This window comes from Paenibacillus sp. FSL R5-0914, assembly GCF_038004525.1.
Classification (GTDB): domain Bacteria; phylum Bacillota; class Bacilli; order Paenibacillales; family Paenibacillaceae; genus Paenibacillus_AQ.
Genome location: NZ_JBBORH010000005.1, coordinates 124,389 through 147,458, shown reverse-complemented (window position 1 = coordinate 147,458; position 23,070 = coordinate 124,389). Strand labels below are relative to the sequence as shown.

The window sequence follows — 23,070 nt, the reverse complement described above, 5'->3', positions numbered from 1 at the left end:
ATACACGTCTCTTTTAAGTTAAGGATACCATGGCAGGCTTAATATGTATAACTTATATTTACTATATCTAGTTATATCTTAAGGCTATTATCCCGGATGATACTTGTTCTTCACATACTAAACAATTGGTATTTTCTTATTCAAAGTGCTTTTTTATTTAGAGTTTTAATTCCATTTTTTTCTTAAAAGAGAAAACTTCCTGACCGTAGTCAGGAAGTTTAATTTAACTGGAGCTTTCCAGTTGGACTAAATAAAGAAACAAAAACTGTAATAATTATGCTTAATGAAAATATTCTTTTCATATTAGATTCCCCCTTTATTATTTCTAGCGATTAGATTTTTTCTTATTTTGATTAGATAATATAGAGTTAAGATAAATTGTATAATAGAAATACACCAAGGAAGTAGAAAGAGCATTTCCAATTGATATTTCGGTGAAGATAAAATAGAAATGAAAACTTCTTCATCACTATTAGTGTCATCTTGTATTGCATTGAAAAATAAAAGAAGTAAGAGGCTGGATAACATCGTTACCAAAAACCAAATGGTATTGTCCTTTATCCTAAGAGTCCTTATAAGCAAAAAAGAATTAATTAAACATAATAACAGCGGTATAAAGTACACCTTAAATGAGGTATATAATAACTCCGTTCCCCATCCCTCTATTCTTATCTTTAAAAAATAGATTAAGATCAGATGCAGTCCAACCACCAGTATTACATAAAGAATGGCTTGTAGCCCTGTCTTGAATGACTTCATCTTTCGTCCCCCTTTTCCATTCGTTCACTTAATGCTCTAATGGTATCATCACCCTTCATCGAGATTTTCTTCTTACTTCAAGCACCTATATACCACCCCTGAAATTATATGGATTAATTTTAACTAAAACACTAAATATCCTTATAATGTAATCATCGGGAATTTTAAGGCGAAAATTAATAGTAAACCCCTCTTCCGAAAGAGCGTTATAAAATTGAGGCAAAAAATAGTGAACTCAAACATAGACACGGATATGATGTTGCATCTTCCTCGGGTCTAATTGGCATGCAGATGCAAGGCGCTATGGCGATATTTTCTGTTAGTCTCAAGCGAATCATTAATTTGATGAAAGAATCGAAGTAAAAGTATAAAAGCAAAGGCGACATTTCGTTCAAAATCGAACAAAATGTCGCCTTTTTAATTTGAGGGACACTAGTGACAACCTATAATACAACTATCATAAATACGACATTATCCAAATAATCCTCTACATAAGTTTCGAATACCTTTTGAAGCGTCTTAAACGCTCTCAAAGCTACGAGAGGCTACTCAATAACATTTTATTTTACTTACATCAAAGACTACGAGGCAAATTATTCCTTCTAGATTGACAGTGAGAATAAAATTGATACCATCCCAGTTATGATGTCATTCTTCAAGGATTTTATAATAGAATTCTAATTTAACATAATTCTCTAAATTTAGTTTTTTGGGTTTGATGCCCGAAGTACACAGGCACAGATAGTGGATATTTTCAAACGTCTTAAACTATATCAGATCTGCAATTCGAATAAGTCAATATCCTTAACGGAAGAGGAATCAAACATTTTAAAGCCAACAAATCGGCTCATTCTTTAACTATTTTTTATTCTTGGATGTTACTTCGTGATGCTGAGAACCAGCTGCAAAATAGTGAAGAATCGAAACCCGAATTGATTGCCCTTTAGCCTGTCATGTTATTAATAAAAAGCCGGTAAACCCTAAGTAATGGCTTGCCGACTTTCTAAGTAAAGACGTGAAACTTGCTGCAATAGCATGTATATATATACATACTATTGCATGGTGAAGTTTTTTCTCGTTTAAAACGAACTTTTCTCATTTAAAATGAAAAATCATAAGTTTTCCCATAAAACATTTATTGGCTCTACCGTTTACCCGCAGCGACTATACCCGCAATTGCCACAAGTCTTACAGCCCTCAATATTAATCAGCGAGGCGCCGCCGCAGGAGGGGCAAAGATCACGTGAAGCGCTAGTGTGGTTATGCGCACCATGACTATCATCGGTAGACGTTGCCGCAGGAACACTCGCTTTCAACTCCGCATTTAAAGCTTCATTGAAATCTTCTAGCTCCAAAGTTGCTGCAATCGGTGCAGGCAAATGATCATCATGAGCGTTATTCAGTACATGAGTCTCCAATGCCTTAGCTACAGCATCTGCAATGGATTCTACTCGATTCGCACCGAAGCCGATTGCACCTGATCCGCCGATACCTTTCAGATGTTTGATCAACAATTCTACCTTCTCACCATGATCTCCATAACGGAGGAACAAGGAGCAGACACGACCGAGTGCTTCTGCCATCGCAAAGACATCAGAACCTGCTTTACCTACATTCAGGAAGATTTCTGCCGGTGTGCCATCTAGATCATTGATCGTAATATACGCCATACCAAAAGGTGTGTTGATTTTATAGGTTGCGCCGCGCAGAACCTGCGGACGTTTTTTGTATTGTTTATCCAGCTCTTTAGTAGGAGCTTGAGGTGCTGGGCTTGCCGTTACAACATTTGCTTCAGGAGTCGTTGCAACTTCAACTGCTGGAGCTACCTCTTCTACTGCATCTTCCTTCTTCGAGGTTTGCAGAACTTGTACATCACGGCTACCATCACGGTAGATCGTAACGCCTTTACAGCCCAAATCGAAAGCCATTTCATATAGCTCAGCCGTCTCTTCTACTGTGAAGTCAGACGGGCAGTTGGCTGTCTTGGAAATCGAGCTATCTACCCAGCGTTGAATCGCTGCTTGCGCACGAATATGATCCTTAGCTGACAAATCCATCGAAGTCACGAAATAATCTGGCAGCTCTTCACCTGGATGAGATTCAAGCCATTCTTGGGCGATTGGAACGAACTGTTCATCGTAGCCAAGGCGACTTTGACGGAAATACTTAAAGGCAAAATAAGGCTCAATACCAGTCGAGGTGCCTACCATTGTACCTGTGCTACCTGTAGGTGCTTGTGTTATCACTGTAACGTTACGCATGCCATGTTTGCGAATCGCTTCACCAACCTCTGGATACGTTTCGAGCATATTTTTCATAAAGCCGCTCATTAAATATTTCTCTGTGTCAAAAGCTAGGAAGGATCCCTTCTCACCAGCAATCTCTGCAGAAGCAAGGTACGCTTCACGAGCCATAAAGCCGTAAAGCTTGTCCAGAAACGCCAAAGATTCCGGGCTACCGTAACGGATGTTCAATTTGATCATCAGCTCAGCAAGACCCATCGTTCCGAGACCTACACGGCGTTCGTTTTTCTGATTCGCTTCATTTTCCGGGAAATGATAAGGCGTCTTATCAATGACATTGTCCAAGAAACGTACGGAATAACGCGTCGTAGTCGCGAGATCTTCCCAGTCTACATCATGATTCTTCTCATCGTAGAATTTGGACAGGTTCACAGCAGACAAATTGCAGACTCCCCAGCCTGGCAGTCCTTGCTCCCCACATGGGTTCGTACAAATGATCGGATTAAAATACCAGCTGTTGGACATCTGATTGTAGTATTCCATGAACACAACGCCTGGCTCAGCGGATTTCCAAGCGGATTCAATAATGGTGCGCCACACATCACGCGCTTTAACGGTGCGATAATGAATAACGTTTTTGCCCGCAGCCTTCCACTTGTCTAGATCGCCATCCCACACATCGTTGTACTCTGGATCTGTAGTATCCGGAAATACGAGATCCCAATCCAGATTTTCTTTTACAGCCTTCATAAAGCTATTGCTCACACATACCGAAAGGTTCGCATTCGTAACTTGACCCATCGTTTGCTTTACGGTAATGAAGTCCTCCACATCTGGATGCCAGTCATTAATCATGAGCATAAGTGCACCACGACGGCTACCGCCTTGTTCAATTAATCCAGTGGTATAGCTAAACAGACCGCCCCAAGATACAGAACCACTGGAAGAACCATTAACACCTCTCACAATTGCCCGGCGTGGACGTAGAGAGGATAGGTTAATCCCTACACCGCCACCACGAGCCATAATTTCTGTCATTTCAGCCAACGTTTCCATAATGCCGCCACGGCTATCTTTTGGAGAAGGAATTACATAACAGTTGAACAGGGTTAGTTCTTCACTAGCGCCTGCACCAGCAGCAATTCGTCCACCCGGTACGAGCTTCCAATCATCCAGAATCGAACGGAATTTACCCGCCCATTCTTCTTGAAGCTCAGGCGTCTTCTCCACAGAAGCCATAGCTGTAGACAGACGATCCCACATTTCCTCTGGTGTTTTTTCTATATTAAGCGTCAGCTTTTCAACATCTGATTTCACAAGTTCGCCGCTGCGCGTCTTCACGGTTACGATTCTGCCGTTACGTTCTACGATCTCTCCGACTTCCTTCGTGGGAAACTTCGGATCATCTTTTGTTAGAACGAGTACAACATCGCCCACTTTAGCATTATTGCTGTCGGCATCCTTCCAAGCATAACGATCCAAAAATATTTTTTCACTTAGCCCTTCAAGGCGTTGCTTCCGTTCCACTTTACCCAATAGAAAAACCTCCCGCAATGTAGTAAATATTAGTTCCAGTTCAGGTGTGGGCGTACATTTTGTGACCCACAACAAAAACTTCCTTACACTTATCTTCCGTCTTACGGGTGTATGTAGGAAGTTCATCTTGTCAATAACAAATAGCAGCTACGCACTTTAAAAAAATCACATTTTCATGCTTTTGTCACAATATATTGTGTGCGTCAGCTTTTAAACTATACCACATATTGTATCGAAGGTCTTTTTCGAAAATAGAGTCAAGCAGCCGAAATATCGCAAACCTTGCCGCGTTTTCTCGCTTTTACTCTCTTTTTTAAAGGCTATCAAGAAAAATAGAAGGTTATGAATTCTCTTGTTTAAGAGCATACTACTCCTACGAATGATGATATGAAATAGCACCTGAGGAGGCTGTACCATGACGCAATTATTCCGTAATTCTCTACCTCACAAAGGTGGAAAGTCAGCGCCTATACTGCCTGTTCCTCTTTCTTTTGACCGGAATTGGCTGCAGGATCTAGAACTCAAACTAGATAAAGGTGGTCCGTGGGGAGACTACCGTCTGTCCAAGCTTGCTGTGCAAGGTGAACAAACGGGTCTAGTAACCAGCTTCGATGAGCTGCAATGCATGAAGCATTTATCCGGATTATCCCCGCTCCCTCATCAGCTCGATACCGCGCATAAGGTTTTGTTTGAGATGTCGGGCCGCGCGATTCTTGCAGATGAGGTTGGACTAGGAAAGACGATTGAAGCAGGACTTGTACTCAAGGAATATCTTGTCCGCGGTCTAGTCTCTAAAGTGCTTATTCTGGTACCCGCTTCCCTCGTATTGCAGTGGGTCCGCGAGCTGAATGCCAAGTTTGGCATCTCTGCTGTTGCACAGAAAAAAGTTTATTCCTGGGGGAATGCGATTGTCGTCGCATCTATGGATACCGCGAAGCGCGATCCTCATAAAGAGATGCTGCTGGAAAATGAATATGACATGTTGATTATTGATGAAGCGCATAAGCTGAAGAACAAGAAATCGACCAATTATCTATTTGTACAGCAATTACGCAAAAAATATTGCCTGCTCCTAACCGCTACTCCCGTTCAGAATGATCTGGGCGAGCTATTTAATTTGATCACTTTACTGAAACCGGGGCAATTAGGAAATCAGGGTGATTTTGCTTCGAATTTCGTCGTTGATAAACGCCAACCTAAGAATGAAGGTCAGCTAAGGGACGAGCTATCGAAGGTGATGATCCGCAATCGGCGTGGCGAAGGTCCAGTTAATTTTACGAAACGAAAAGTCCGTAATATTCCGCTAGTTCTTTCACAGGAAGAGAGAGTATTATATGACGCTGTCACTTCTTTTGTTAAAGATCAGTATCAGGAATCAGGCGGCAATCTTAGCAGCATGCTTTCCTTGGTAACGCTTCAGCGTGAGGTGTGCAGCAGTAGGGATGCCGTCTTCATCACTTTAGTTAATCTGATCAAGAAGCTGCCTGCTGATTCGCCGAAACGCGATCGGATGATGGAGCTATTGCAGACACTTCGTACGGTTAAGACCAATACCAAAGCCGAAACAACACTATCTCTCATTCAAGAAATGAATGAAAAGGTCATCGTTTTTACGGAGTATCGCGCGACTCAAGAATATTTGCTTCAGTATTTCCGCGAACATGGGCTAATGTGTGTTTCTTATTCCGGCGGGATGAATCGTGGTAAAAAGGACTGGATGATGGACCTCTTCCGCGGTCGTGCTCAAGTCATGATCGCTACTGAGGCGGGTGGTGAGGGCATTAACCTGCAGTTCTGTCACCATATGATCAACTTCGATCTGCCTTGGAATCCCATGAGAGTAGAACAACGGATTGGGCGGGTGCACCGGTTAGGTCAGGAAAATGACGTGGTTATCTATAATTTGTCCACACAGGGCACGATTGAAGAACATATTCTGCATCTGCTACACGAGAAGATCAATATGTTCGAAATGGTCATTGGCGGGCTGGATGTGATTCTGGAGCGTTTTGAGAAGAAAGAATCGCTGGAGAAAAGTTTATACAAAATCATGCTCGAATCCCGCTCCGATGAAGAGCTGCGACATGAGTTAGATCATATCGGTGAATCCCTAAGTGAGTTGACTCAGGGTATTAAAAAGGAAAGTGAGACTTCGACATGACCCTCAACTCACAGGAAGTACGTAAACATGTAATGGATTATCTGGAGGCGACAGAATGCTCCATTATTGAAGTATCGCCCATTCACGTAACTGTAAAGCTATCGCCAAGAGCTGACAGAATGCTTACAGATCGACCTTATTATTGGGGATTCGTGGAGCGTACTGGTGTTGATCCGGAGACACTCTCTTTCACTTTTGTATTTGATCCGGAAAAATACGATAGCCAGGCAGCTATAGAAGTTCCGCCAACGGTAAATCGCAGCATCGGAGCATTGAATCCGCCAATTACCGGAAACCCAGCGATGGGCGCCACAACAGATGCTGAGGCTAGCGCAGATCTATTGAATCCAACATCACCTGAATCTAATGTGGTTCATGTCCCCTCCTCAAATCCAGAAGATAGCATCCTAGCCCGCTACTTCGGTATTGTACCTGCATTGCCCCGAATTGGGCCCGGTATGATAAGACGTGAAGATATCATCTATGGTAGCAAGCGCCTGCAGCAAATTTGGAGCGCAGCCCAAGATGAAGGGAAATGCCTTTACTTATTTGAAGATCCCGGTAGCAGGCAGCGGAATACACTCTTCTCTGCTGCCTATGAACCGTGGCTCGGCGTCTGCTATAAAGTGGAGATGAGCTGCGATTTGAAAAGGGAAGAACTGCATTATCTTGGAATATCGCTGACAAAAGGGACCATCATTGATGACTTTAACGCTAAGATAGCCTCGCGGGAGATGATCCCCCGTTTACCAGAAAACGTCCATATTCAGCCTTATGAATTAACAGTGACAGCCGCTACAGATTTATTAGAGGCTCATCTTACCTCTCATCTAGCCGAACTCGATTACACTTGGGCAGAACAGGCACGTGAGCGTCTTAGAATCGAGCTGGCTATCATTGATATTTATTACGGAGAGCTGCTGAAAGAGCCTGATGAAGAAAAACGTTTAGGCACTCAAGAGCAGTATAACCGTCGTCGACAGGAGACCATTTGGCAATATGAACCGCAAATTGCAGTTTCTGCGATAACCTACGGACTGTTTCATTTGCGAAGTCTATAGAATGCGACCCTACTCGCTAAAAGCAGGCAAAAAAACAAGAGAACTTCCGCCTTCAAGCGCGACAGCAAGCAACAGCCTTTTTATAGCCTGTCCACTACAATAGAGTAAAGCTTAACTTTCCTGACATTTCTTAACAAAGAAAGGTGATCGACGCCATGAAAATAAGTTTGCGGCGGAGGCTGAAACTTGCGGGTCAAGGATGCCTCCTCCTGCTTCTAAGCTTTGGACTGTTTGTATCCAGTTCTGGTTCCCCTTCAGCGCTGGCGCTGGCCAGAGTAAGTGTGATCCAGTCAGTCACGCAGAATGCAATTCCTGTATTGAAGATGAGTACCTTACCTTCACCCAGTACGGTCCAAGAATTCGCTAAGGCTACATTGAACAAGCTCGCTGCAGAAGCTCCATTTACAGCCTGGAAGGATGCAAGGATAGAATATTATCCCCTTGGTCCAGGTACACATGGCTGGCTTGTAAATGTAATGAAGGGTGAAGAGCGGATTGGATACATGATCATTTCTGCCACAGATACAGGCGGATATATGCTAAGTGAATATGGAGCCGGCACTTACGGACTCCCATACAGTTTAAATGATCTGCGCCAGTTTTTGGTGCAGAAAGGTCTCATTACATCATCTTTTTCAGGAACAATAAACATTACTGCTTTATATGCACCACTTCTACCGGTCTGGAAAATAACCATTGACGAAAAGACGGTTTACATCAATGCTTCCGTACCGCAAATTTTACCTTGGACACTGAGCAAGGCAGAAGAAGTCCTTAAAGAGCAGCCTCCAGCAACAGATGTAATTACTAATCTTAATCCTGACGTATCACCGCTATCGGCCTTCAATAGTGGAGGGTCAGATGATCCTTACGAAGATATCCTTTGGCTGACCGCTCCTAAACTAACTACAGTGAGCGGTGACAATATCGCACTTCTGATCAGACCTAAAGAAAGCATCGCTTATCAAGCTGCTGGACGAAACGACCTTGTCGGGGCACCATTTATGATTACAGGCTATCAGAGCTGGCAGCCTTCTCAAGGTCAAGCTGAGAACAATAAAACTACCGTATACGCGGCCTCAGGCCCTGAAGGAAAACGATACTTACCACTCACTGCACTACAAAATAATGGAACACTGCATAAGCTGCCAGACAGAACGACCAAAGCACTCGGATATAATCGTTAACACAAGCATAAACGCCTTCGGCGTCCTTATGAGGACGGTAAGTGTTTATGTGAGAAATAGAAGGATAATTTATAACGTAAGCATATAAATTCTTATATTTAAACAAATGCAAATAACCTTCCACTGCCACCCATGAATAATGGCACTGGAAGGTTATTTGCTATTTATACCTTTATTCTTTTTTGCCATGACTCCACTTGCTTCGCCAGATAGACCACCCAAGCGGGAGCATGCCAAACCATTTCTGTGACCACGGCTGCTTCGTAGCCGCTCTACGAGCATGAATGGCACGCGGATCCTCGATATATACGACTACCTTCTCCGTTATATACTTTACAAGCTCATCGCCACCGGAAGCCATTTTAACACCTCCTAAAAATGTAAGTGAATTCAGATTATCAGCATCCGTTCCATGGTCTTAGTGTGCACCACTCCACTTGGATCTAAACTACAGACTTCTGATTTGTCGAATAGGTTTACCTATTAAAGCACAATCTAACAAAGAATCCAGAAGACGTTATTCACTTGCAAGGAGGCGTTTCACTTGAACAACTGGAGAAAACAACCCTTTCCCAGTACAGCAGCTGTTCTATGCGGCTTTCGAATCACTCTAACTACCCTAGGACTACTAATGTTGTTTATGGGCAGCTCCTTAGCCTCCGCGACACCAGAGAAACCCGTGATGAAGGATGACCGTCAGCATTTATTAGGTCACGGACACCGTATGATCCTAATTGATGCGGGACATGGAGGCATCGACGGTGGAACTTCCTATGGTAATATTCTTGAAAAAGATATCACCTTAGATATCTCACGTCGATTATTTCTACTTCTGGGTAGCGATGGTTTTGACGTTGCTTTAAATCGCAATGGAGATTATGCCCCAAGTGATGAGAACCGCTGGTTGCGTAGTAAATCTCGACATCTTCGGGATCTTGCACAGCGTAAAGAACTTGCTGAGACATTACCTGCTACTGTAGTGGTAAGCATCCATATTAACTGGGCGCCTTCCCCTTCCAAACATGGTCCACTTGTATTGTACCGTCAAGAGGGTCGTAGCTTCATGCTTGCTAAGTCCATTCAGCATCAGCTAAACAATCTTTACGATGTCGAAGCTCATCCAAGACCAGGCAAACCCTTTTATTTACTCAATAAAATAACCGCCACAACTGTTATCGTTGAGGCGGGTTTTGTAAGCAGTCCGACTGACCGCGCAAAGTTATGCACCCCTAAAGGGCAGCAACAAATCGCTGAAGCCATCGCTGATGGTATTGTAGCTTATCTTATGGAAGTTTAAGTTGGGAGCTCCATTTCATCTCGTTTTTAACCAGATCAGAAATCCCTATAAACTCAACATTGTCTTTCATCTGTTCAATACCGCTGCGGATTCCTGCGGCGGTCTCTTTCCCAAATACACCAACATGACCAATCGTTACACAAAATCGTTGATCCTTCGCCATGTCTTTGACGAGACCCATTTGTTTCAGAACATGACTTGCTGTATGTGTGTCATCTAAAAAGATATGGTTCTCTACGCGTGGCAACCCCATACGATAAGCCATATTGCCAGCAACGGAACGGTAGTTGGTCTTGCTGTCTACAAAAAATAATCCTCGTTCTTTGCATACAGATAAGATCACTGCCATAATCCGCTCATCTCCGGTAATTTTCGAACCCATATGGTTATTTATCCCGATCGCATAAGGAACATTATCGAGTGCTGCCTCAACCTTTTGTCGCACTTCCTCATCGGACATTTTGGCCAATATGGCTCCTGGTCCAAGCCATTTAGGATTACCTTGGCGCGGCTCCATCGGCAAATGAACCAGAACATCATCTCCGCGTTCATGTGCGCGGGTGGCATCCTTTACGGATGTAGGTAAAAAAGGCATGACGGCTACAGTAAGCTTTATCGGTAACGAGAACATTTCATCTGTCCCCTTCATGCCATTGCCGAAATCGTCAATAATGATAGCGACCTTATCACGTTTTGGTGCACTCTCTTCAAGCTGCGTATTTGTAGCGTTGTCTTTAGACGTGGCAGCAGAGACAGTCGGCGTAGCCGGAACAATTGTGGTAATCAATACTGCAGCAACAGCAAGCCAATTCAGTAAGTAACGTTTAACCTTTCGACTGTCCTTCATCAAGAGGAACGCCTCCTTCGTCTTAAACAATTGTTCTCATTGTTTGGTTCACGAAGGTTTAATATGTACGGGGAGGGTTCGCAAAAATTTACAATCGAGCTGTTGCTAATGCCCGCGCTTGTCTGTGGCAAGGATTGCTTCCAGCACATCCACAGATTGAACTTCAAATGGCATATTCTTCATTGGGCTATCCTGGGAGCAGCTAGCTTCTGCCACCACCATTAATTTATCCATATCGCTACTGGTAATCCCAAGCTCCTTAAGTGTAACGGGAAGGCCGACTTTTTTGCAGAAAGCACTGACCTGAGCGACCTCATCTTCTGAAGCCTTCTCCAAGACCAACTGCACGATCGTAGCAAAGGCAACCTTCTCACCATGTAGCACATTCCTGCATTCCTCATACAGGGTCAGTCCGTTATGAATAGCATGGGCTGCAGCAAGCCCACCGCTCTCAAACCCAACGCCGCTCAAGTAAATATTAGCTTCAACAATATGTTCCACTGCAGAAGAGGTGATCCCCTGTTTTACATCCAGGAGTGCGGATTCACCTTCAGCAAGAAGTGTGTCCAGACAAGCACGTGCTAAAGAGAACGCTGCGATTGTGCTAGTCCCGCCTGCATGAGTAACCGCTCCTGATTGACGGCAAGCTCTTGCTTCGTAATAGGTGGACAAAGCATCACCCATTCCAGCCACCAGTAATCTTGCAGGGGCTTTAGCGATGATATCGATATCTGCGATCACCATATCAGGATTTCTTTTTAATGGAAGGTAACAGTCGAAGTCACCTTCGTCCGTATACAACACTGATAAAGCGCTGCAAGGTGCATCCGTCGAGGCCACTGTGGGTACAATAACTACCGGGAGATCCGCCATGTGGCTTAGTGCTTTTGCCGTATCTAGGGTCTTGCCGCCACCGATTCCTAAGATAACTTCAGCGTCCTTCAGGCCAAGTTCTAGCACTATCTCATCCACCTGATTACGGCTGCACTCACCCTTGAATTCGCGCATCATAAGGGGAATATCGTTCACTTCAAAGCTGTGTAAGATATCCTCCTTGTACATGGAAAAAATATAAGGATCTACAATCGCAAATGCTCTTTTTGCGCTCAGCTGCAAACAATAATCTCCCAGCTTACGAATCTCGCCATACCCCTGAATATATTTAGTCGGTGAACATATGATCTGCGTCATGGTTTCACTCCTCTTTTTGTATATTCTTTTATTCTAAGGAGTGTTGCTTCAGACTGGCTATAAAAAAAGATGCTATAGGCTTTTGTCTTAAATAAATCCGCCGTTCACACGAATCGTCTGGCCCGTAACCCACTGTGATTCCTTACTGGCTAGAAACAGCACTACACTCGAGATATCCTCAGGCTCACCCAAGCGTCCAAAAGAATTCATACTCCCAACATTCGCAATCTCTTCAGCTGACTTCCCAACTGTGAAAAGCTCCGTATTAACAGGACCTGGCGAAACCGCATTAATCGTGATTCCTTTTCGTCCAAATTCTTTAGCTAGCTGACGAGTGAATTGTTCCACTGCTCCCTTTGTTCCCGCATAAACACTGTAGGTTGGGAACATCTGGCCTGTAACCGATGTCGAGAAATTAATGATCCGTCCGTTCTCACTCATATGTTTAGCCGCTTGCTGGCAAGCAAAAAAGGTACCCTTCACATTGATAGCGAACTGTTTGTCGAAGTCTTCTTCCGTCATACTCGCAATCGGCTTTGTGATCATAACGCCTGCGTTGTTAACGAGAATATCGATTTGTCCATAAGCTTCCACTGTGGCTTGGAATAATTGTTCTAGCTCTGCCACTTGGCTGATATCCGCTCGGATAGCGATAGCTTCTCCACCCTTTTGCTTAATTTCGTTCACAACTTCCTCTGCCTTGCTTGGACTGCTTGCATAATTAACAACAACCTTCGCACCATGTAACGCCAAGTTCTCCGCAATTTCCCGTCCCATACCTCTCGAAGCTCCAGTCACTAATGCAACTTTTCCAACCAAATTCTGATCCATCATTTATTCCTCCTATTCGTTTGCCTTTCTTGTTGGTCTGATTATAAATCGAACACTCGCAAATAACAAGTGACAATTATTATTTTTTGTCATTCGATATAATTGTTCTCCAGACGCAAAAAAACCTTCCGATCTTCATCAAAAGGTTTAGTCCATCATTTTTCTATTATGAAATATGCTATAACAATTTATGACGAAATTCCGGAAAGCATCAAATCCCAAACAGAGGCAAACTCCTGATCAATCGAACCCGACTGCCACTCTTTCGCGTGAGCAGGATGATGAAATCGTGATGTTGCATTAAAAATAGCTCTTGCCGTAACCTCTGATTCCAATGCTTTAAACTCCCCGGTTTGTATACCTTTTTCAAGAATGCGTGCGAGTTGCCCAATTAATTGATCTACGTGTTGGGTAATCATATCTACGGCTTCTAAAGTTACGGAGGCGTACATAGCAAACATTTCGGAATCATCTACAGCATAGCTCCGTTTACTGTGAATTAGAGTATCTAACCACAGACGTAGCTGCTCTTTGGCATTCCCATCAAATTGCTCAGTAACGTCCTTCAATGGGGCTAAAATATTTTGATGCAACCATCTTTCGGTTACCGATTCGCGCAAAGCTGCTTTACTGGAAAAATGTCTATATAGCGTACCATGACTAACCTTCAGTACCCTCGCTACATCAACAACTGAAGTCTTATCCGGGCCAAAACGCCGGAGTACTTGTTCAGCCGCATCCAAAATGTTTTCTTTAGATAATGGAAGATCATTCGACATTGGTATTTCCCCTCGCTCTATTTCTGATGCTACTTATCATAGCATATAATATTCAAAAACGAACTGACAATAATCTTACTTTGTCATTTGTAGAATCAATATCAGTATATACGTGCACTAATTTATTAAACTTAGGTCCACGCTTGGTATCCAATTCTCATCAGCCGCTGAGTACCTACCATACCCCAACAACAGAAAACCTCCTTGATTTCTCAAGAAGGTTCCTTACTTTCATCTACTTACTCACTCGTCCAGCTTCGCTCTAGCAAACTTACCAATCTTCGAAATCGCCTGCTCTGCTTCTGGGAGCATATACGCTAAGAAATGAAAAACACTCCACATATTATCCCATATTTCCAGTTCCACATGAACACCCGCTCCACTCGCCCGTTCAGCCAACCTCGTTGAATCGCTTAATAGCACCTCATGGTTGCCTACTTGAACAAGTAAATCAGGCAATCCCTGCAAATTCATTCTTAACGGCGATAATATTGAAGCCCACTCGGTTCGAGTACCTACATATGCTTCAAGTATCCGTTTATTCCCTTCCAAGCTACCTGTCGGATCAAGCTCCGCACGACTCTGATACGATTCACCATCCAAATGAACAAGATCTGTATGCGGCGAGATAAAAAAAGCACCTGCTGGTAACTCGCTCCCCTCATCCCTCAAAGTAATCAGTGTCATCAGCGCAAGGCTGGCTCCAACAGAGTCTCCTCCAAACACGATATCACTGGCAGAATATCCATTTGCAAGCAACCACCGGTAAGCCCCTATACAATCTTCATTAGCGGCGGGATAGATATACTCGGGTGCAAGGCGATATTCAATGATTAGCACTTTCATGCCACTCGCCTTTGCAATTCGTGCTGCTAGATCCCGATAAAATTCACAGGTTCCTGAAACAAAACCACCACCATGAAAATAAAGAATCACTTTATCATCAGGTGGAGCTGCTTCCACAGGAATGGTCCACTCTCCGCTTAATGGCCCAACCCTGACCCGCTCGACTGTAACATCCGTATGACTAGGCATATTCGCAGTCGCCTCAACCATTTCTTGTCGGATATGCTCTACAGACTTACTTTCAAACCGATTGCTTTGTTTCAGGTAATCTTTGATCGCTGCAAGCTGTTCTATACTCGTCTTTTCCATATCGATAATCCCTCCTACAGGTCTTTTCAACTCAAAGTGTAAAGCCTGTAGGTCACTACAAGGTCAAGTTAAGATTCCATTTTTAGGATTTCTAGCGTTGACTGTACTCCAGGATGTTTATCCTTGGCTAATATATTTTTTCTCAAGTCTGCGAGAGAAGCAAGCTTTATCTCCTGCCTTGCAATTTCATTGCGGACTCGATCCATTTTTTTATCTACAACTTTCACAAAATCATCTATGCTAATGCCACTGCTTTCCGATTTTAACAATGCCTTTTTTATTTCCTTTAGGGTGAATCCACATTGCTTAGCATTATGTATAAACGTAAGTCGACTTAGCGCTTCTTCAGAATAAAGACGGTAGCCGGCTTCCGATCGTAAAGGTGTACTAATTAGACCCAGTTCCTCATAATACCTCAGTGTTTCCATATTCACATTTGCCATCTTGGCCATTTGACCTCGCAAGTACTCCGTCATGATCTACGCCCCCTTGGAATTCCCTATATTATACCAAAATCCAGATAATACAGAGGGTATCAAAATAGAGCCAATAATTAATCGGGATCAATTTAAAACTCCTTATCTACACAAAAAAAACGGCATTTCTGCCGTTTCCCCATGTCTACTCTTCTACCTACAACACTTCACTTCGAACCGCATTTTTCTGTATTAGAGAAATCTGTCCGGCATGAATACCTGTGTGATACATAAGTCTTCCTACCGCTTCAAGCGGAGTAGATGTGCCAAAAGACGACTCTACGCTTACATGCCAAGCATCTTCCGGAAGCTCCCGCATCGCAGCAATCAGATTCTCGTTGGAAGCAGACAGCAGATCCACCAGTTCACTTAATGTAGTATAAGCTGCGTCATCGGCTTGAGGTTTAGGTCTACCAAAGAACCACTCTGCAAACATAAATTCTACCTCGGCATTATGAGAAATCAAACCTCCGATGGATGAATTCCCTAATTTAAGATTTAAATCTTCTTCCGGCAATGCCTTCACCATTTTATGAAATCGCTCTTGAACCGCTTGCCAGATGGGCAGTACTGAAGTAATAGTCATCGGCTATTTGCTCCCTTGTACAGCTGCTTCTTCGTCTTTCTTCTTATCAATAACAACGTGATTAAATACATTCGCATCTACATCAATATCGAACGCCAACCCAAAACCTACAACATAACGCCCCTTCAACGGAGTTAGTTCGAACAGTGAAAAATCCAGTCCGCGCAGCAATTTCAGCATGGCCTCACCATGGTCAGCATTGAACAATTCAAAGATATCCTCATATCCATCATTTCCGATATTGCTTGAGGTACAACTCCAGCGCACACGCTCAGTTGCAAATTTATTGTTTGTTTCAGACTCATCCGCAATTAGAAAGGCGTCCACAAAATCATTATTTTCCATATAGCCATAGTGCTCTGCGATTTTACTAATATAGATATACAGCTTGCCGTCTTTCTTTACGAAAGGCGCATAACTAATAAAGGGCTTACCTTCATCATCGATCAAACTCAAAATCAGGTTCTTACGTTTATTAATAAATTGCAAGTAGTTTTCTTTATTTTTCTCTACATCTACAGGCTTCTTCATTTAAAATCCCTCCATGAATAGGTTGTGTAATCACACTATGATTCTATCGAACAGTACTCAACAAATGAATACGAGGTTTCTTCTCTGTGGGAACATACTGGACTTCCGAGTCCATCCGGTATATATCCCTTATCATATCGGTTGTCATGACTTCATTCGGTGTGCCATACATCGCCTTCTCACCCGCCTGCACTACAACGATACTATCGCTATAAGTAGAAGCTTGATTGAGATCATGCAGCACCATCACTACGGTCATGCCCATGTCTTGATTTAACTCGCGAACAAGCTCAAGCACTTCATGCTGATGCGAAATATCCAAGTACGTGGTTGGTTCGTCAAGCAACATGATGAGTGGACGCTGCGCTAAAGCCATTGCAATCCAGGCACGCTGTGATTCACCACCTGACAATGAAGCTACGGCTCGGTCCTTAAACTCCATTAAATGTGTCTTTTCAAGGGCCCAATGAACAATGTCCATATCCTCTTGGTTCAATCTTTCAAACCACTTTTTGTGTGGATATCTGCCATACGAGACCAGATCAATCACAGTCATATCACTCGGCGCTTGATTCTTCTGGCTCAGCATGCACATTTTTCGTGCGACTTGTTTGGCGCTCATGGTCTTCAGATCCGTACCCTCGAGTATGACCGTACCCGTATGATAAGGAATTAGACGTGATACCGCTTTGAGCAAAGTGGATTTACCGGAGCCGTTCGGTCCTATGATGGAGACGATCTCACCCTTTTTTACGGAAAAAGAGAAGTTGTTAATCACGCTTTTCTGCTCATACCGAATCGAAATGGAATCGACAGTAAACATGTTAGAACGCCTTCTTTCTCATCAGGTATAGAAAATATGGTCCGCCAATCACAGCCATAAGGATACCTGCAGGGATATCTAGGGGTGCAAACAGGGTACGTCCACCTGTATCCGCAATTAACAGAACCAATGCACCTAGAGCCATACTCATCGGTAAAAGATATTTGTAATCTGAACCCACGAGCAATCTCGCCATATGAGGTACAACTAGACCGACAAATCCGATCATTCCAATGGCTGCTACAGAAATAGCCGCTAGAAATACTGCCAGCAAGGAGAGCAGGATACGAATTCGGTTCACATTTTCACCCAGATTCGAAGCCACCTGATCACCCAGACGAATGATATTTGCCTTACGAATAGCAAAGAACGATAAGATCCAACCTGCAATCGCATATGGGAAGACCATCATTAACGCATTATTCCCTTTTGCCGCAAGACTGCCGTTAAGCCATTGAACCGCTGCAGGGAGTCTATCGCTGTACATGATTGTTAATAGTCCAATGAATCCTCCGCAAAGCGCATTCACAGCAACACCAGATAAAATAATAGTAATCGGTGAAATACCGGTTCGTCTCCACGCTAATGCATATACAATCCCGGCAGCAATTAGCCCTCCAACAAAAGCGGCAATCGGAATGAACTCAGTATACTGTGGTGCAGCAAGCATTATGACAAGAACACATGCAGCCGCGCCACTAGTTACACCCGTCAATCCAGGATCAGCAAGTGGGTTACCCATCACAGCTTGCAGCAGTGCGCCCGAGATCGCTATATTCGCTCCGATGATCATCGCCAGTAACACACGTGGCAATCGAATATCCCATATGATGGTGGCATTCACCGCCTTAGACGATGAACCAAAGATTGTGCTTAGTATGTCTGATACCGGAATGAAAACAGAGCCTAATCCGATGGCAATAATCGCTGCAACGAGCGCTAATAGAACCGTTACAATAACAACTATTCTGCTACGAGATGTATTTATCACTTGCTGTCTCCTTTAATTATTCATAGAAGTATTTTGCGATTTCAGTTAGGGCTGTTTCTGCGTTAATGATCGAGGTTACGCCGAACACACTGTAATCTAAAATCTGGATTTTATCGTTTTTATAAGCAGAGAGCTTCGTCCAAGTTTCATTTTTCTCTATTTCTTTTTTAAATTTGTCCTTTGTCGCTCCGTGGTCACCTGAAGCCAATACAAGAATGACGTCAGGATCAGCGGCTACGACGTTCTCCATATTAATAGGAGAGTAAGTATCTGTAACTTTAAGTACAGAAGTAGCGATGTTATCAGCGCCAAGCTTTTTCACCAAGCTACCTAGATAAGATTTCTCACTCATAACCATGAAGGAATCAGAGGTTCCAATAACGAGCATCACGCTCGGCAGTTCTTTTCCTTCGGCTAATTTACTTAACTCATTTTCTTTATCCAAAATCTTACTCAAAGCCGCATTCATCTCATCTTTTTTATTAAAATAAGTACCTAATACTTTAAGGCTAAGCTTTAAATCCTCGAAGGATTCTGTGCGTAGATATGCTTTTTGCAAATCCATGCCTTCCAGTGTCTTATCCAGCGTGCTTCGAAGCGATTCTGCTCCCAGCAGCAAGTCTGGCTCAAGCTTTGTTACTACTTCAAGATCCGGTGCCATTGGCGAACCAATTTTATCTATCGATTCAAAATCAGCAGGGATTGGATTGGTGGAGGTTGGCACCCCAACTGGTGTGATTCCAAGCAAATAGAGCATTTCTGTTAATGGTACAGATGTAGTTACAATTCGCTGTGGAACTGTGGCTGGAAACTGGCTTAATGCTTCATTGAACAATGCTTCATCTACACCATCATTCTCCAGATTGTATTCCTTTCCAGCATCCGCTGTTTTCGCTGCTTCTGTTGTATTCGCTGCATTTGCTTCTTTCGTTTCATTAGCAGCTGTATTCGTTACGGCTTCATTCTTGGTTTGATTGTCCGCTGTATTGGTGGACGAACATGCAGTCATTGCAGTAAGCGCTGCAACAACCAGAAGTACTAATAATTTCTTCAAATTCTATCCCTCCGAGTATGTATAATTATACGTTCTAAGTAGTGATAATGATTTTCATTTTCATCTACCATTCCTATGATAATGGTTATCATTAGGAAGTGTCAAGAATTTTATTTTAATTTTAAACTAGCCAAAATGCCTTAAACATCCCATTAAAAAGGACAACCTTTCTTGTAGAAAAATAGGAATCTGGTGTCGTATGAACCCTTCACTTTCTTAAATCCACAAAAAAACCACATCCAAAGGACGTGGTTAATATGCATAATAAACCTAAATATTTAATTATAGATTGGAATAAATCTATCTCGATTATTAATAATGGAATCTTCTTCTGATTTCGCTTATAAATTTCCGGTCAGAAAAGATTATCATCCCAATAATGGTTAGGAGTGAGTATACGATAGAGAAAACACTGGTCCAAATGACATGAGATAAATTAAATACAAACAGAAGCATAGGACATAAATTAATAAAGAACATCGATAAAATATAGCCTATATCATGACGCCATAATGATTTTTGAACAATTGCGAGCACAGTCATAATAAATGTAGCTGCCACTCCAAACAGTGGGATTGCATAGTTGGTAGACCATCCCCTAAAACCAACGAATATATCGATCACCAAAAGGAAAATGGACAACATGACATAGTGGTATAAAATTTTCCTGCCAATATGTTTATTAGATAAAATGGTATCTTTAACAACGATCCACGCATAGATAAGACCTGTACTTACGATAATTGACCATATTCTCGGATTGATATGATAGGTCAACGCATTAATTGTAATCGAAAGCACGATCGCAGATATAGTCATAAAGAGGAACAATTTAGCTACCGTAAATGGTTTGGTTTCCTGATAGATCTCTTTATAGGACGGGTATTCTGTCGTGCTCTCTCCCCTGATCTTAATTGGCTTGGAGCATAGTGGACAACGATAATGTTGATTATCAACCGTCACGTTGCAACGAATACATTTGGTCATTCGCTAATCCCCCAATCGTTTGAGTAGATTTTAACTTCAAGTCCAGCCTCACCCGCTAAGGTCGAAAAGAAATATTGCAATATATCGGATTCCACTATATTTCTGGTAAACGTGATCACCAGCTTATCATTGACTGAGCTGATCCCACAGTTCATAGGGCTTTTATTGGATGGATAGACTAATGCCTCGATTAGCTCTACGTGCTTGTACATTTGCTGTGGCAACATAATATTGCCGATATTGGACAAGGTCAGTGTTCTTTTACTTTCCCCAAGCATATGAAACCCTAAATTCACGAACCAGTTCTTCAAAAATAACGGGACAAACAACGTAGCTTTGTTCCGTTCAAGCGCCACATTATTGTAAATGATATTTTGCAAATTTTCTTTCCCCGTTTTATACTTCAGCATCTCATTCATTCTAAAAATTAATTCATCCAGTGTGGTATCTTCCGTAATTCGCGCGCCAAGATTAACTACGCCAAAGAAGTTACGAAGAGTACGTGAAGGGAATGCTTTGCGCAAATTGACAGGCACTGCGATAACCACGGGAGCATTACTTTTGCTATATTTAATTCTTGTTTGATAAATAGAATAACTCAGTAATGCGGATAAATAAGCAGTGATCGTACTTCCTTTTTGCTTAGCGAGGGCATTCAATTGGGAGGCACTTACGACCCCGTGTACCACGTTATTTCCGAACTGTTCGAAAGCGGTACCTTTAATGTGGTACGCTCGGCTGTTTCTAACCGATTCAACATAACAATCCTTGTAGTATCTGCGAAAAGCATCCTCCATATCATGGATATCCACTCCTGAATCAGCGAGTAAAATCCGGTCCTCAGTGTCAATTTCATGTCCCATATACATTAGATAATAGTACAGCAGTGATTTTAAAAACTCCACAGCCCCATTACCATCCGTAAGCGCATGGAACACTTCAACAGAGACTCTATTTTTGTAGTATAAAACCTTAAATAAATATCCATTGTTTGTAGTTGGATCAATGTTGCGACAAGGATACTGCTGATCCTCAGCGATCACAATTTTATCCGTGCTAGACTCTAAATAATTCCAAAACACACCCCTGCGAAGCTTCACAGTGAACATCGGAAATCTGTCGAATACCGTATCGGCGGCTTGCTGTAACGCATCCACATCTACAGGATTTGTCAGAACCGCTGAGATCCGATAAACAGAAGTGTTTTTTGTATTTGTAACGGATGGAAATAGTTTTGCTGCGTTATCAAGTTTGTACCACTTTTTCACTTCAAAACTCCTCTTTTATTCTGCTGTTACTGGTTGATACTCCACTTTTGCATTGTCTTCCTCAAACAAACATAGCTTACCACGACACAGATTATCTCTGCCACTACAAAGGAAAGCCATAAGCCGATGTTACCAAACATTAAAGGAAGGATAAAGAAATTCCCCATCAACAAGGCATACCGTAAAATCGCCAAAATCGGATGCCAAAGCAGCACCGGTAATCCCCATATCGAAAACGCAGATAAAAATCAAATCCAAGATGATATTCAAGACTACACTCAGTAAATTACCAACCATAGGAAAAAGCACTGAATTTTCTCCAACTATTCTAGCCAGTACATGAGGAAAAAAAACTACCATTATGAAAATAACTACGGCTATCATGAGCAGTGTGTAAAAAGCATTATTGAAGTAGTGGTTGGCTTTCCCCTTGTTCTGCTCTCCCAGACTAATAGCGGTTAATGTGTTTCCTCCAATGGCAATTAAGATCCCTATACAGGAAATAATATTAAAAATCGGTGAAGCCATATTCACAATATTTTGACTACTTTGGAGCCTAGCGAGAATCCATCTGTCTTTTTTGTAGTTTGTGAGAAGTACCCTGAACAGGCCGGCTGTATTTCAATATTACCTAAAGGAATTTATCTCTATGGTTATTGCTCGGAGGAGCAGATAATGGAAACGATGCAGAATATCGCTGCATATGCTAAAGCCGAATATAATACGGAGATTCCATTTGTCATCCAGACAGTCATTTTCACCGGAATGTTTCAGTGGGTTTATGAGATTCAAGTATGGTTAAAATCTGCATGATCTAAAATAAGACAAATAAAACAGCACGCGGCGATATAGGATCGACACGTGCTGTTGTTAACTTGAGTATAACTAAGCTAGTCCAAATTTAGAACCTAGCTACATAGAATTCTCGATCTGACGGTACATTAAAGCTTTTTATAGCATTTCCGTTCTCATCTCTTAATGTGAGAAGATACGGCACCGTTGTTAGTGTGCTAACTGTTGGGAATCTAGCTACACCAAATTCATCGAAATCAGCAACTATAGCTGGATTTCCAGTTCTCAATAATGAAGCGGTCCACCCTGTAGTGTCTTTAGGTGTTCCAGTTGCATTTGTACCAATAGCGAGAACAATAAATCTGTCCAATGTCTGTCTGATTCTCCGTTTCTTCCGGGTTGCAGCTGCTTTCACTCTTTTTGCCGCGAGGGCTTTGGCCGCCATAACGGCTTGCTTATTGACTGGCTTCTTAATCATTGCCATTTTCTTTCACCACTTTCTTTTTAGGATACGA

Annotated in this window: 23 protein-coding genes and 1 pseudogene; 6 read left to right on the top strand and 18 right to left on the bottom strand. The window is 42.5% G+C overall.

The annotated features are described in order from the left end of the window. Positions 1-303: 303 nt before the first annotated feature. On the bottom strand, positions 304-759 hold the full coding sequence (locus MKX60_RS31035; RefSeq protein ID WP_341062029.1) for a hypothetical protein: 456 nt from the start codon (positions 757-759) through the stop codon (positions 304-306). A gap of 198 nt (positions 760-957) precedes the next feature. Between MKX60_RS31035 and MKX60_RS31030 the strand changes: the two are divergent. Further along, a pseudogene (locus MKX60_RS31030) lies at positions 958-1,122 on the top strand (IS5/IS1182 family transposase); the annotation flags it as partial. A 788-nt stretch (positions 1,123-1,910) separates the two neighbouring features. On the opposite strand, the gene MKX60_RS31025 reads toward MKX60_RS31030, so the two are convergent. Continuing rightward, positions 1,911-4,538, bottom strand: coding sequence for an adenosylcobalamin-dependent ribonucleoside-diphosphate reductase (locus MKX60_RS31025; protein WP_341062028.1), 2,628 nt, complete (start codon positions 4,536-4,538; stop codon positions 1,911-1,913). Between the two features lie 415 nt (positions 4,539-4,953). Here MKX60_RS31025 and MKX60_RS31020 point away from each other — a divergent pair, with 415 nt between their 5' ends. The 3 genes from MKX60_RS31020 (at position 4,954) to MKX60_RS31010 (ending at position 8,947) form a co-directional block, all read left to right on the top strand. Next, entirely contained in the window at positions 4,954-6,699 is a 1,746-nt protein-coding gene (locus MKX60_RS31020) for a DEAD/DEAH box helicase (RefSeq protein WP_341062027.1), read from the top strand. After that, positions 6,696-7,760, top strand: a complete 1,065-nt coding sequence (locus tag MKX60_RS31015) for a YqhG family protein (protein WP_341062026.1) — start codon at positions 6,696-6,698, stop codon at positions 7,758-7,760. The genes MKX60_RS31020 and MKX60_RS31015 overlap by 4 nt, the downstream gene beginning before the upstream one ends. Before the next feature lie 155 nt (positions 7,761-7,915). Further along, positions 7,916-8,947, top strand: coding sequence for a hypothetical protein (locus tag MKX60_RS31010; RefSeq protein WP_341062024.1), 1,032 nt, complete (start codon positions 7,916-7,918; stop codon positions 8,945-8,947). A gap of 172 nt (positions 8,948-9,119) precedes the next feature. Here MKX60_RS31010 and MKX60_RS31005 read toward each other — a convergent pair whose 3' ends face one another. Further along, complete coding sequence (locus MKX60_RS31005) at positions 9,120-9,308, bottom strand: YqzE family protein (RefSeq protein ID WP_076283115.1); 189 nt, start codon at positions 9,306-9,308, stop codon at positions 9,120-9,122. A 183-nt stretch (positions 9,309-9,491) separates the two neighbouring features. Here MKX60_RS31005 and MKX60_RS31000 point away from each other — a divergent pair, with 183 nt between their 5' ends. Next, the gene (locus MKX60_RS31000) at positions 9,492-10,244 is read left to right on the top strand and encodes an N-acetylmuramoyl-L-alanine amidase (protein WP_256721567.1); all 753 of its coding nucleotides are present in this window, start codon (positions 9,492-9,494) and stop codon (positions 10,242-10,244) included. Here MKX60_RS31000 and MKX60_RS30995 read toward each other — a convergent pair. The 14 genes from MKX60_RS30995 to MKX60_RS30930 form a co-directional block, all read right to left on the bottom strand. Further along, a complete protein-coding gene (locus MKX60_RS30995; protein ID WP_076283116.1) occupies positions 10,231-11,091 on the bottom strand; it encodes a divergent polysaccharide deacetylase family protein in 861 nt (286 codons plus the stop codon). The genes MKX60_RS31000 and MKX60_RS30995 overlap by 14 nt on opposite strands. Positions 11,092-11,196: 105 nt before the next feature. Beyond that, positions 11,197-12,282 (bottom strand): glycerol dehydrogenase, encoded by a 1,086-nt coding sequence (locus MKX60_RS30990; protein ID WP_076283117.1) that lies wholly within the window; start codon positions 12,280-12,282, stop codon positions 11,197-11,199. Between the two features lie 87 nt (positions 12,283-12,369). Then, a complete protein-coding gene (locus tag MKX60_RS30985; protein WP_076283118.1) occupies positions 12,370-13,113 on the bottom strand; it encodes an SDR family oxidoreductase in 744 nt (247 codons plus the stop codon). Positions 13,114-13,301: 188 nt separating this feature from the next. Then, positions 13,302-13,892: a TetR family transcriptional regulator gene (locus MKX60_RS30980; protein ID WP_076283119.1), complete on the bottom strand. Its 591-nt coding sequence runs from the start codon at positions 13,890-13,892 to the stop codon at positions 13,302-13,304. 243 nt (positions 13,893-14,135) lie between these two features. After that, entirely contained in the window at positions 14,136-15,047 is a 912-nt protein-coding gene (locus MKX60_RS30975) for an alpha/beta hydrolase (RefSeq protein ID WP_076283120.1), read from the bottom strand. A gap of 68 nt (positions 15,048-15,115) precedes the next feature. Then, positions 15,116-15,523 carry a MerR family transcriptional regulator gene (locus tag MKX60_RS30970; protein ID WP_076283121.1) on the bottom strand — a complete coding sequence of 136 codons (408 nt, stop codon included), beginning with the start codon at positions 15,521-15,523 and terminating at the stop codon, positions 15,116-15,118. Positions 15,524-15,680: 157 nt separating this feature from the next. Beyond that, entirely contained in the window at positions 15,681-16,109 is a 429-nt protein-coding gene (locus tag MKX60_RS30965) for a DinB family protein (protein WP_076283122.1), read from the bottom strand. 3 nt (positions 16,110-16,112) lie between these two features. Continuing rightward, positions 16,113-16,640, bottom strand: a complete 528-nt coding sequence (locus MKX60_RS30960) for a HugZ family pyridoxamine 5'-phosphate oxidase (RefSeq protein ID WP_149643990.1) — start codon at positions 16,638-16,640, stop codon at positions 16,113-16,115. 43 nt (positions 16,641-16,683) lie between these two features. Beyond that, positions 16,684-17,463 (bottom strand): ABC transporter ATP-binding protein, encoded by a 780-nt coding sequence (locus MKX60_RS30955; RefSeq protein WP_076283124.1) that lies wholly within the window; start codon positions 17,461-17,463, stop codon positions 16,684-16,686. Position 17,464: 1 nt separating this feature from the next. Beyond that, positions 17,465-18,454, bottom strand: a complete 990-nt coding sequence (locus tag MKX60_RS30950) for a FecCD family ABC transporter permease (RefSeq protein ID WP_341062021.1) — start codon at positions 18,452-18,454, stop codon at positions 17,465-17,467. Between the two features lie 16 nt (positions 18,455-18,470). Then, positions 18,471-19,508, bottom strand: coding sequence for an ABC transporter substrate-binding protein (locus MKX60_RS30945; protein ID WP_341062020.1), 1,038 nt, complete (start codon positions 19,506-19,508; stop codon positions 18,471-18,473). 312 nt (positions 19,509-19,820) lie between these two features. Further along, complete coding sequence (locus MKX60_RS30940) at positions 19,821-20,495, bottom strand: DUF6320 domain-containing protein (protein WP_341062019.1); 675 nt, start codon at positions 20,493-20,495, stop codon at positions 19,821-19,823. Continuing rightward, a complete protein-coding gene (locus tag MKX60_RS30935; protein ID WP_042186921.1) occupies positions 20,492-21,763 on the bottom strand; it encodes a hypothetical protein in 1,272 nt (423 codons plus the stop codon). Before MKX60_RS30935 ends, MKX60_RS30940 begins: the two co-directional genes overlap by 4 nt. A 129-nt stretch (positions 21,764-21,892) precedes the next feature. Then, the gene (locus MKX60_RS30930; RefSeq protein WP_341062031.1) at positions 21,893-22,291 is read right to left on the bottom strand and encodes an MATE family efflux transporter; all 399 of its coding nucleotides are present in this window, start codon (positions 22,289-22,291) and stop codon (positions 21,893-21,895) included. A 147-nt stretch (positions 22,292-22,438) separates the two neighbouring features. Here MKX60_RS30930 and MKX60_RS30925 point away from each other — a divergent pair, with 147 nt between their 5' ends. Then, positions 22,439-22,576 carry a hypothetical protein gene (locus MKX60_RS30925; RefSeq protein ID WP_179085713.1) on the top strand — a complete coding sequence of 46 codons (138 nt, stop codon included), beginning with the start codon at positions 22,439-22,441 and terminating at the stop codon, positions 22,574-22,576. 88 nt (positions 22,577-22,664) lie between these two features. Here the strand turns inward: MKX60_RS30925 and MKX60_RS30920 are convergent, their stop codons facing one another. Then, on the bottom strand, positions 22,665-23,039 hold the full coding sequence (locus MKX60_RS30920) for a hypothetical protein (protein WP_076298521.1): 375 nt from the start codon (positions 23,037-23,039) through the stop codon (positions 22,665-22,667). Between the last annotated feature and the right edge of the window lie 31 nt (positions 23,040-23,070).

Coding starts and splice junctions, on each gene's coding strand:
- MKX60_RS31010 (WP_341062024.1), top strand. CDS start 7,916: ATGAAAATAAGTTTGCGGCGGAGGCTGAAACTTGCGGGTCAAGGATGC.
- MKX60_RS30940 (WP_341062019.1), bottom strand. CDS start 20,495: ATGACCAAATGTATTCGTTGCAACGTGACGGTTGATAATCAACATTAT.
- MKX60_RS31020 (WP_341062027.1), top strand. CDS start 4,954: ATGACGCAATTATTCCGTAATTCTCTACCTCACAAAGGTGGAAAGTCA.
- MKX60_RS30925 (WP_179085713.1), top strand. CDS start 22,439: ATGGAAACGATGCAGAATATCGCTGCATATGCTAAAGCCGAATATAAT.
- MKX60_RS30995 (WP_076283116.1), bottom strand. CDS start 11,091: ATGAAGGACAGTCGAAAGGTTAAACGTTACTTACTGAATTGGCTTGCT.
- MKX60_RS30990 (WP_076283117.1), bottom strand. CDS start 12,282: ATGACGCAGATCATATGTTCACCGACTAAATATATTCAGGGGTATGGC.
- MKX60_RS30975 (WP_076283120.1), bottom strand. CDS start 15,047: ATGGAAAAGACGAGTATAGAACAGCTTGCAGCGATCAAAGATTACCTG.
- MKX60_RS30920 (WP_076298521.1), bottom strand. CDS start 23,039: ATGGCAATGATTAAGAAGCCAGTCAATAAGCAAGCCGTTATGGCGGCC.
- MKX60_RS30955 (WP_076283124.1), bottom strand. CDS start 17,463: ATGTTTACTGTCGATTCCATTTCGATTCGGTATGAGCAGAAAAGCGTG.
- MKX60_RS30970 (WP_076283121.1), bottom strand. CDS start 15,523: ATGACGGAGTACTTGCGAGGTCAAATGGCCAAGATGGCAAATGTGAAT.
- MKX60_RS30980 (WP_076283119.1), bottom strand. CDS start 13,892: ATGTCGAATGATCTTCCATTATCTAAAGAAAACATTTTGGATGCGGCT.
- MKX60_RS31035 (WP_341062029.1), bottom strand. CDS start 759: ATGAAGTCATTCAAGACAGGGCTACAAGCCATTCTTTATGTAATACTG.
- MKX60_RS30930 (WP_341062031.1), bottom strand. CDS start 22,291: ATGGCTTCACCGATTTTTAATATTATTTCCTGTATAGGGATCTTAATT.
- MKX60_RS30985 (WP_076283118.1), bottom strand. CDS start 13,113: ATGGATCAGAATTTGGTTGGAAAAGTTGCATTAGTGACTGGAGCTTCG.
- MKX60_RS30965 (WP_076283122.1), bottom strand. CDS start 16,109: ATGACTATTACTTCAGTACTGCCCATCTGGCAAGCGGTTCAAGAGCGA.
- MKX60_RS31015 (WP_341062026.1), top strand. CDS start 6,696: ATGACCCTCAACTCACAGGAAGTACGTAAACATGTAATGGATTATCTG.
- MKX60_RS31005 (WP_076283115.1), bottom strand. CDS start 9,308: ATGGCTTCCGGTGGCGATGAGCTTGTAAAGTATATAACGGAGAAGGTA.
- MKX60_RS30960 (WP_149643990.1), bottom strand. CDS start 16,640: ATGAAGAAGCCTGTAGATGTAGAGAAAAATAAAGAAAACTACTTGCAA.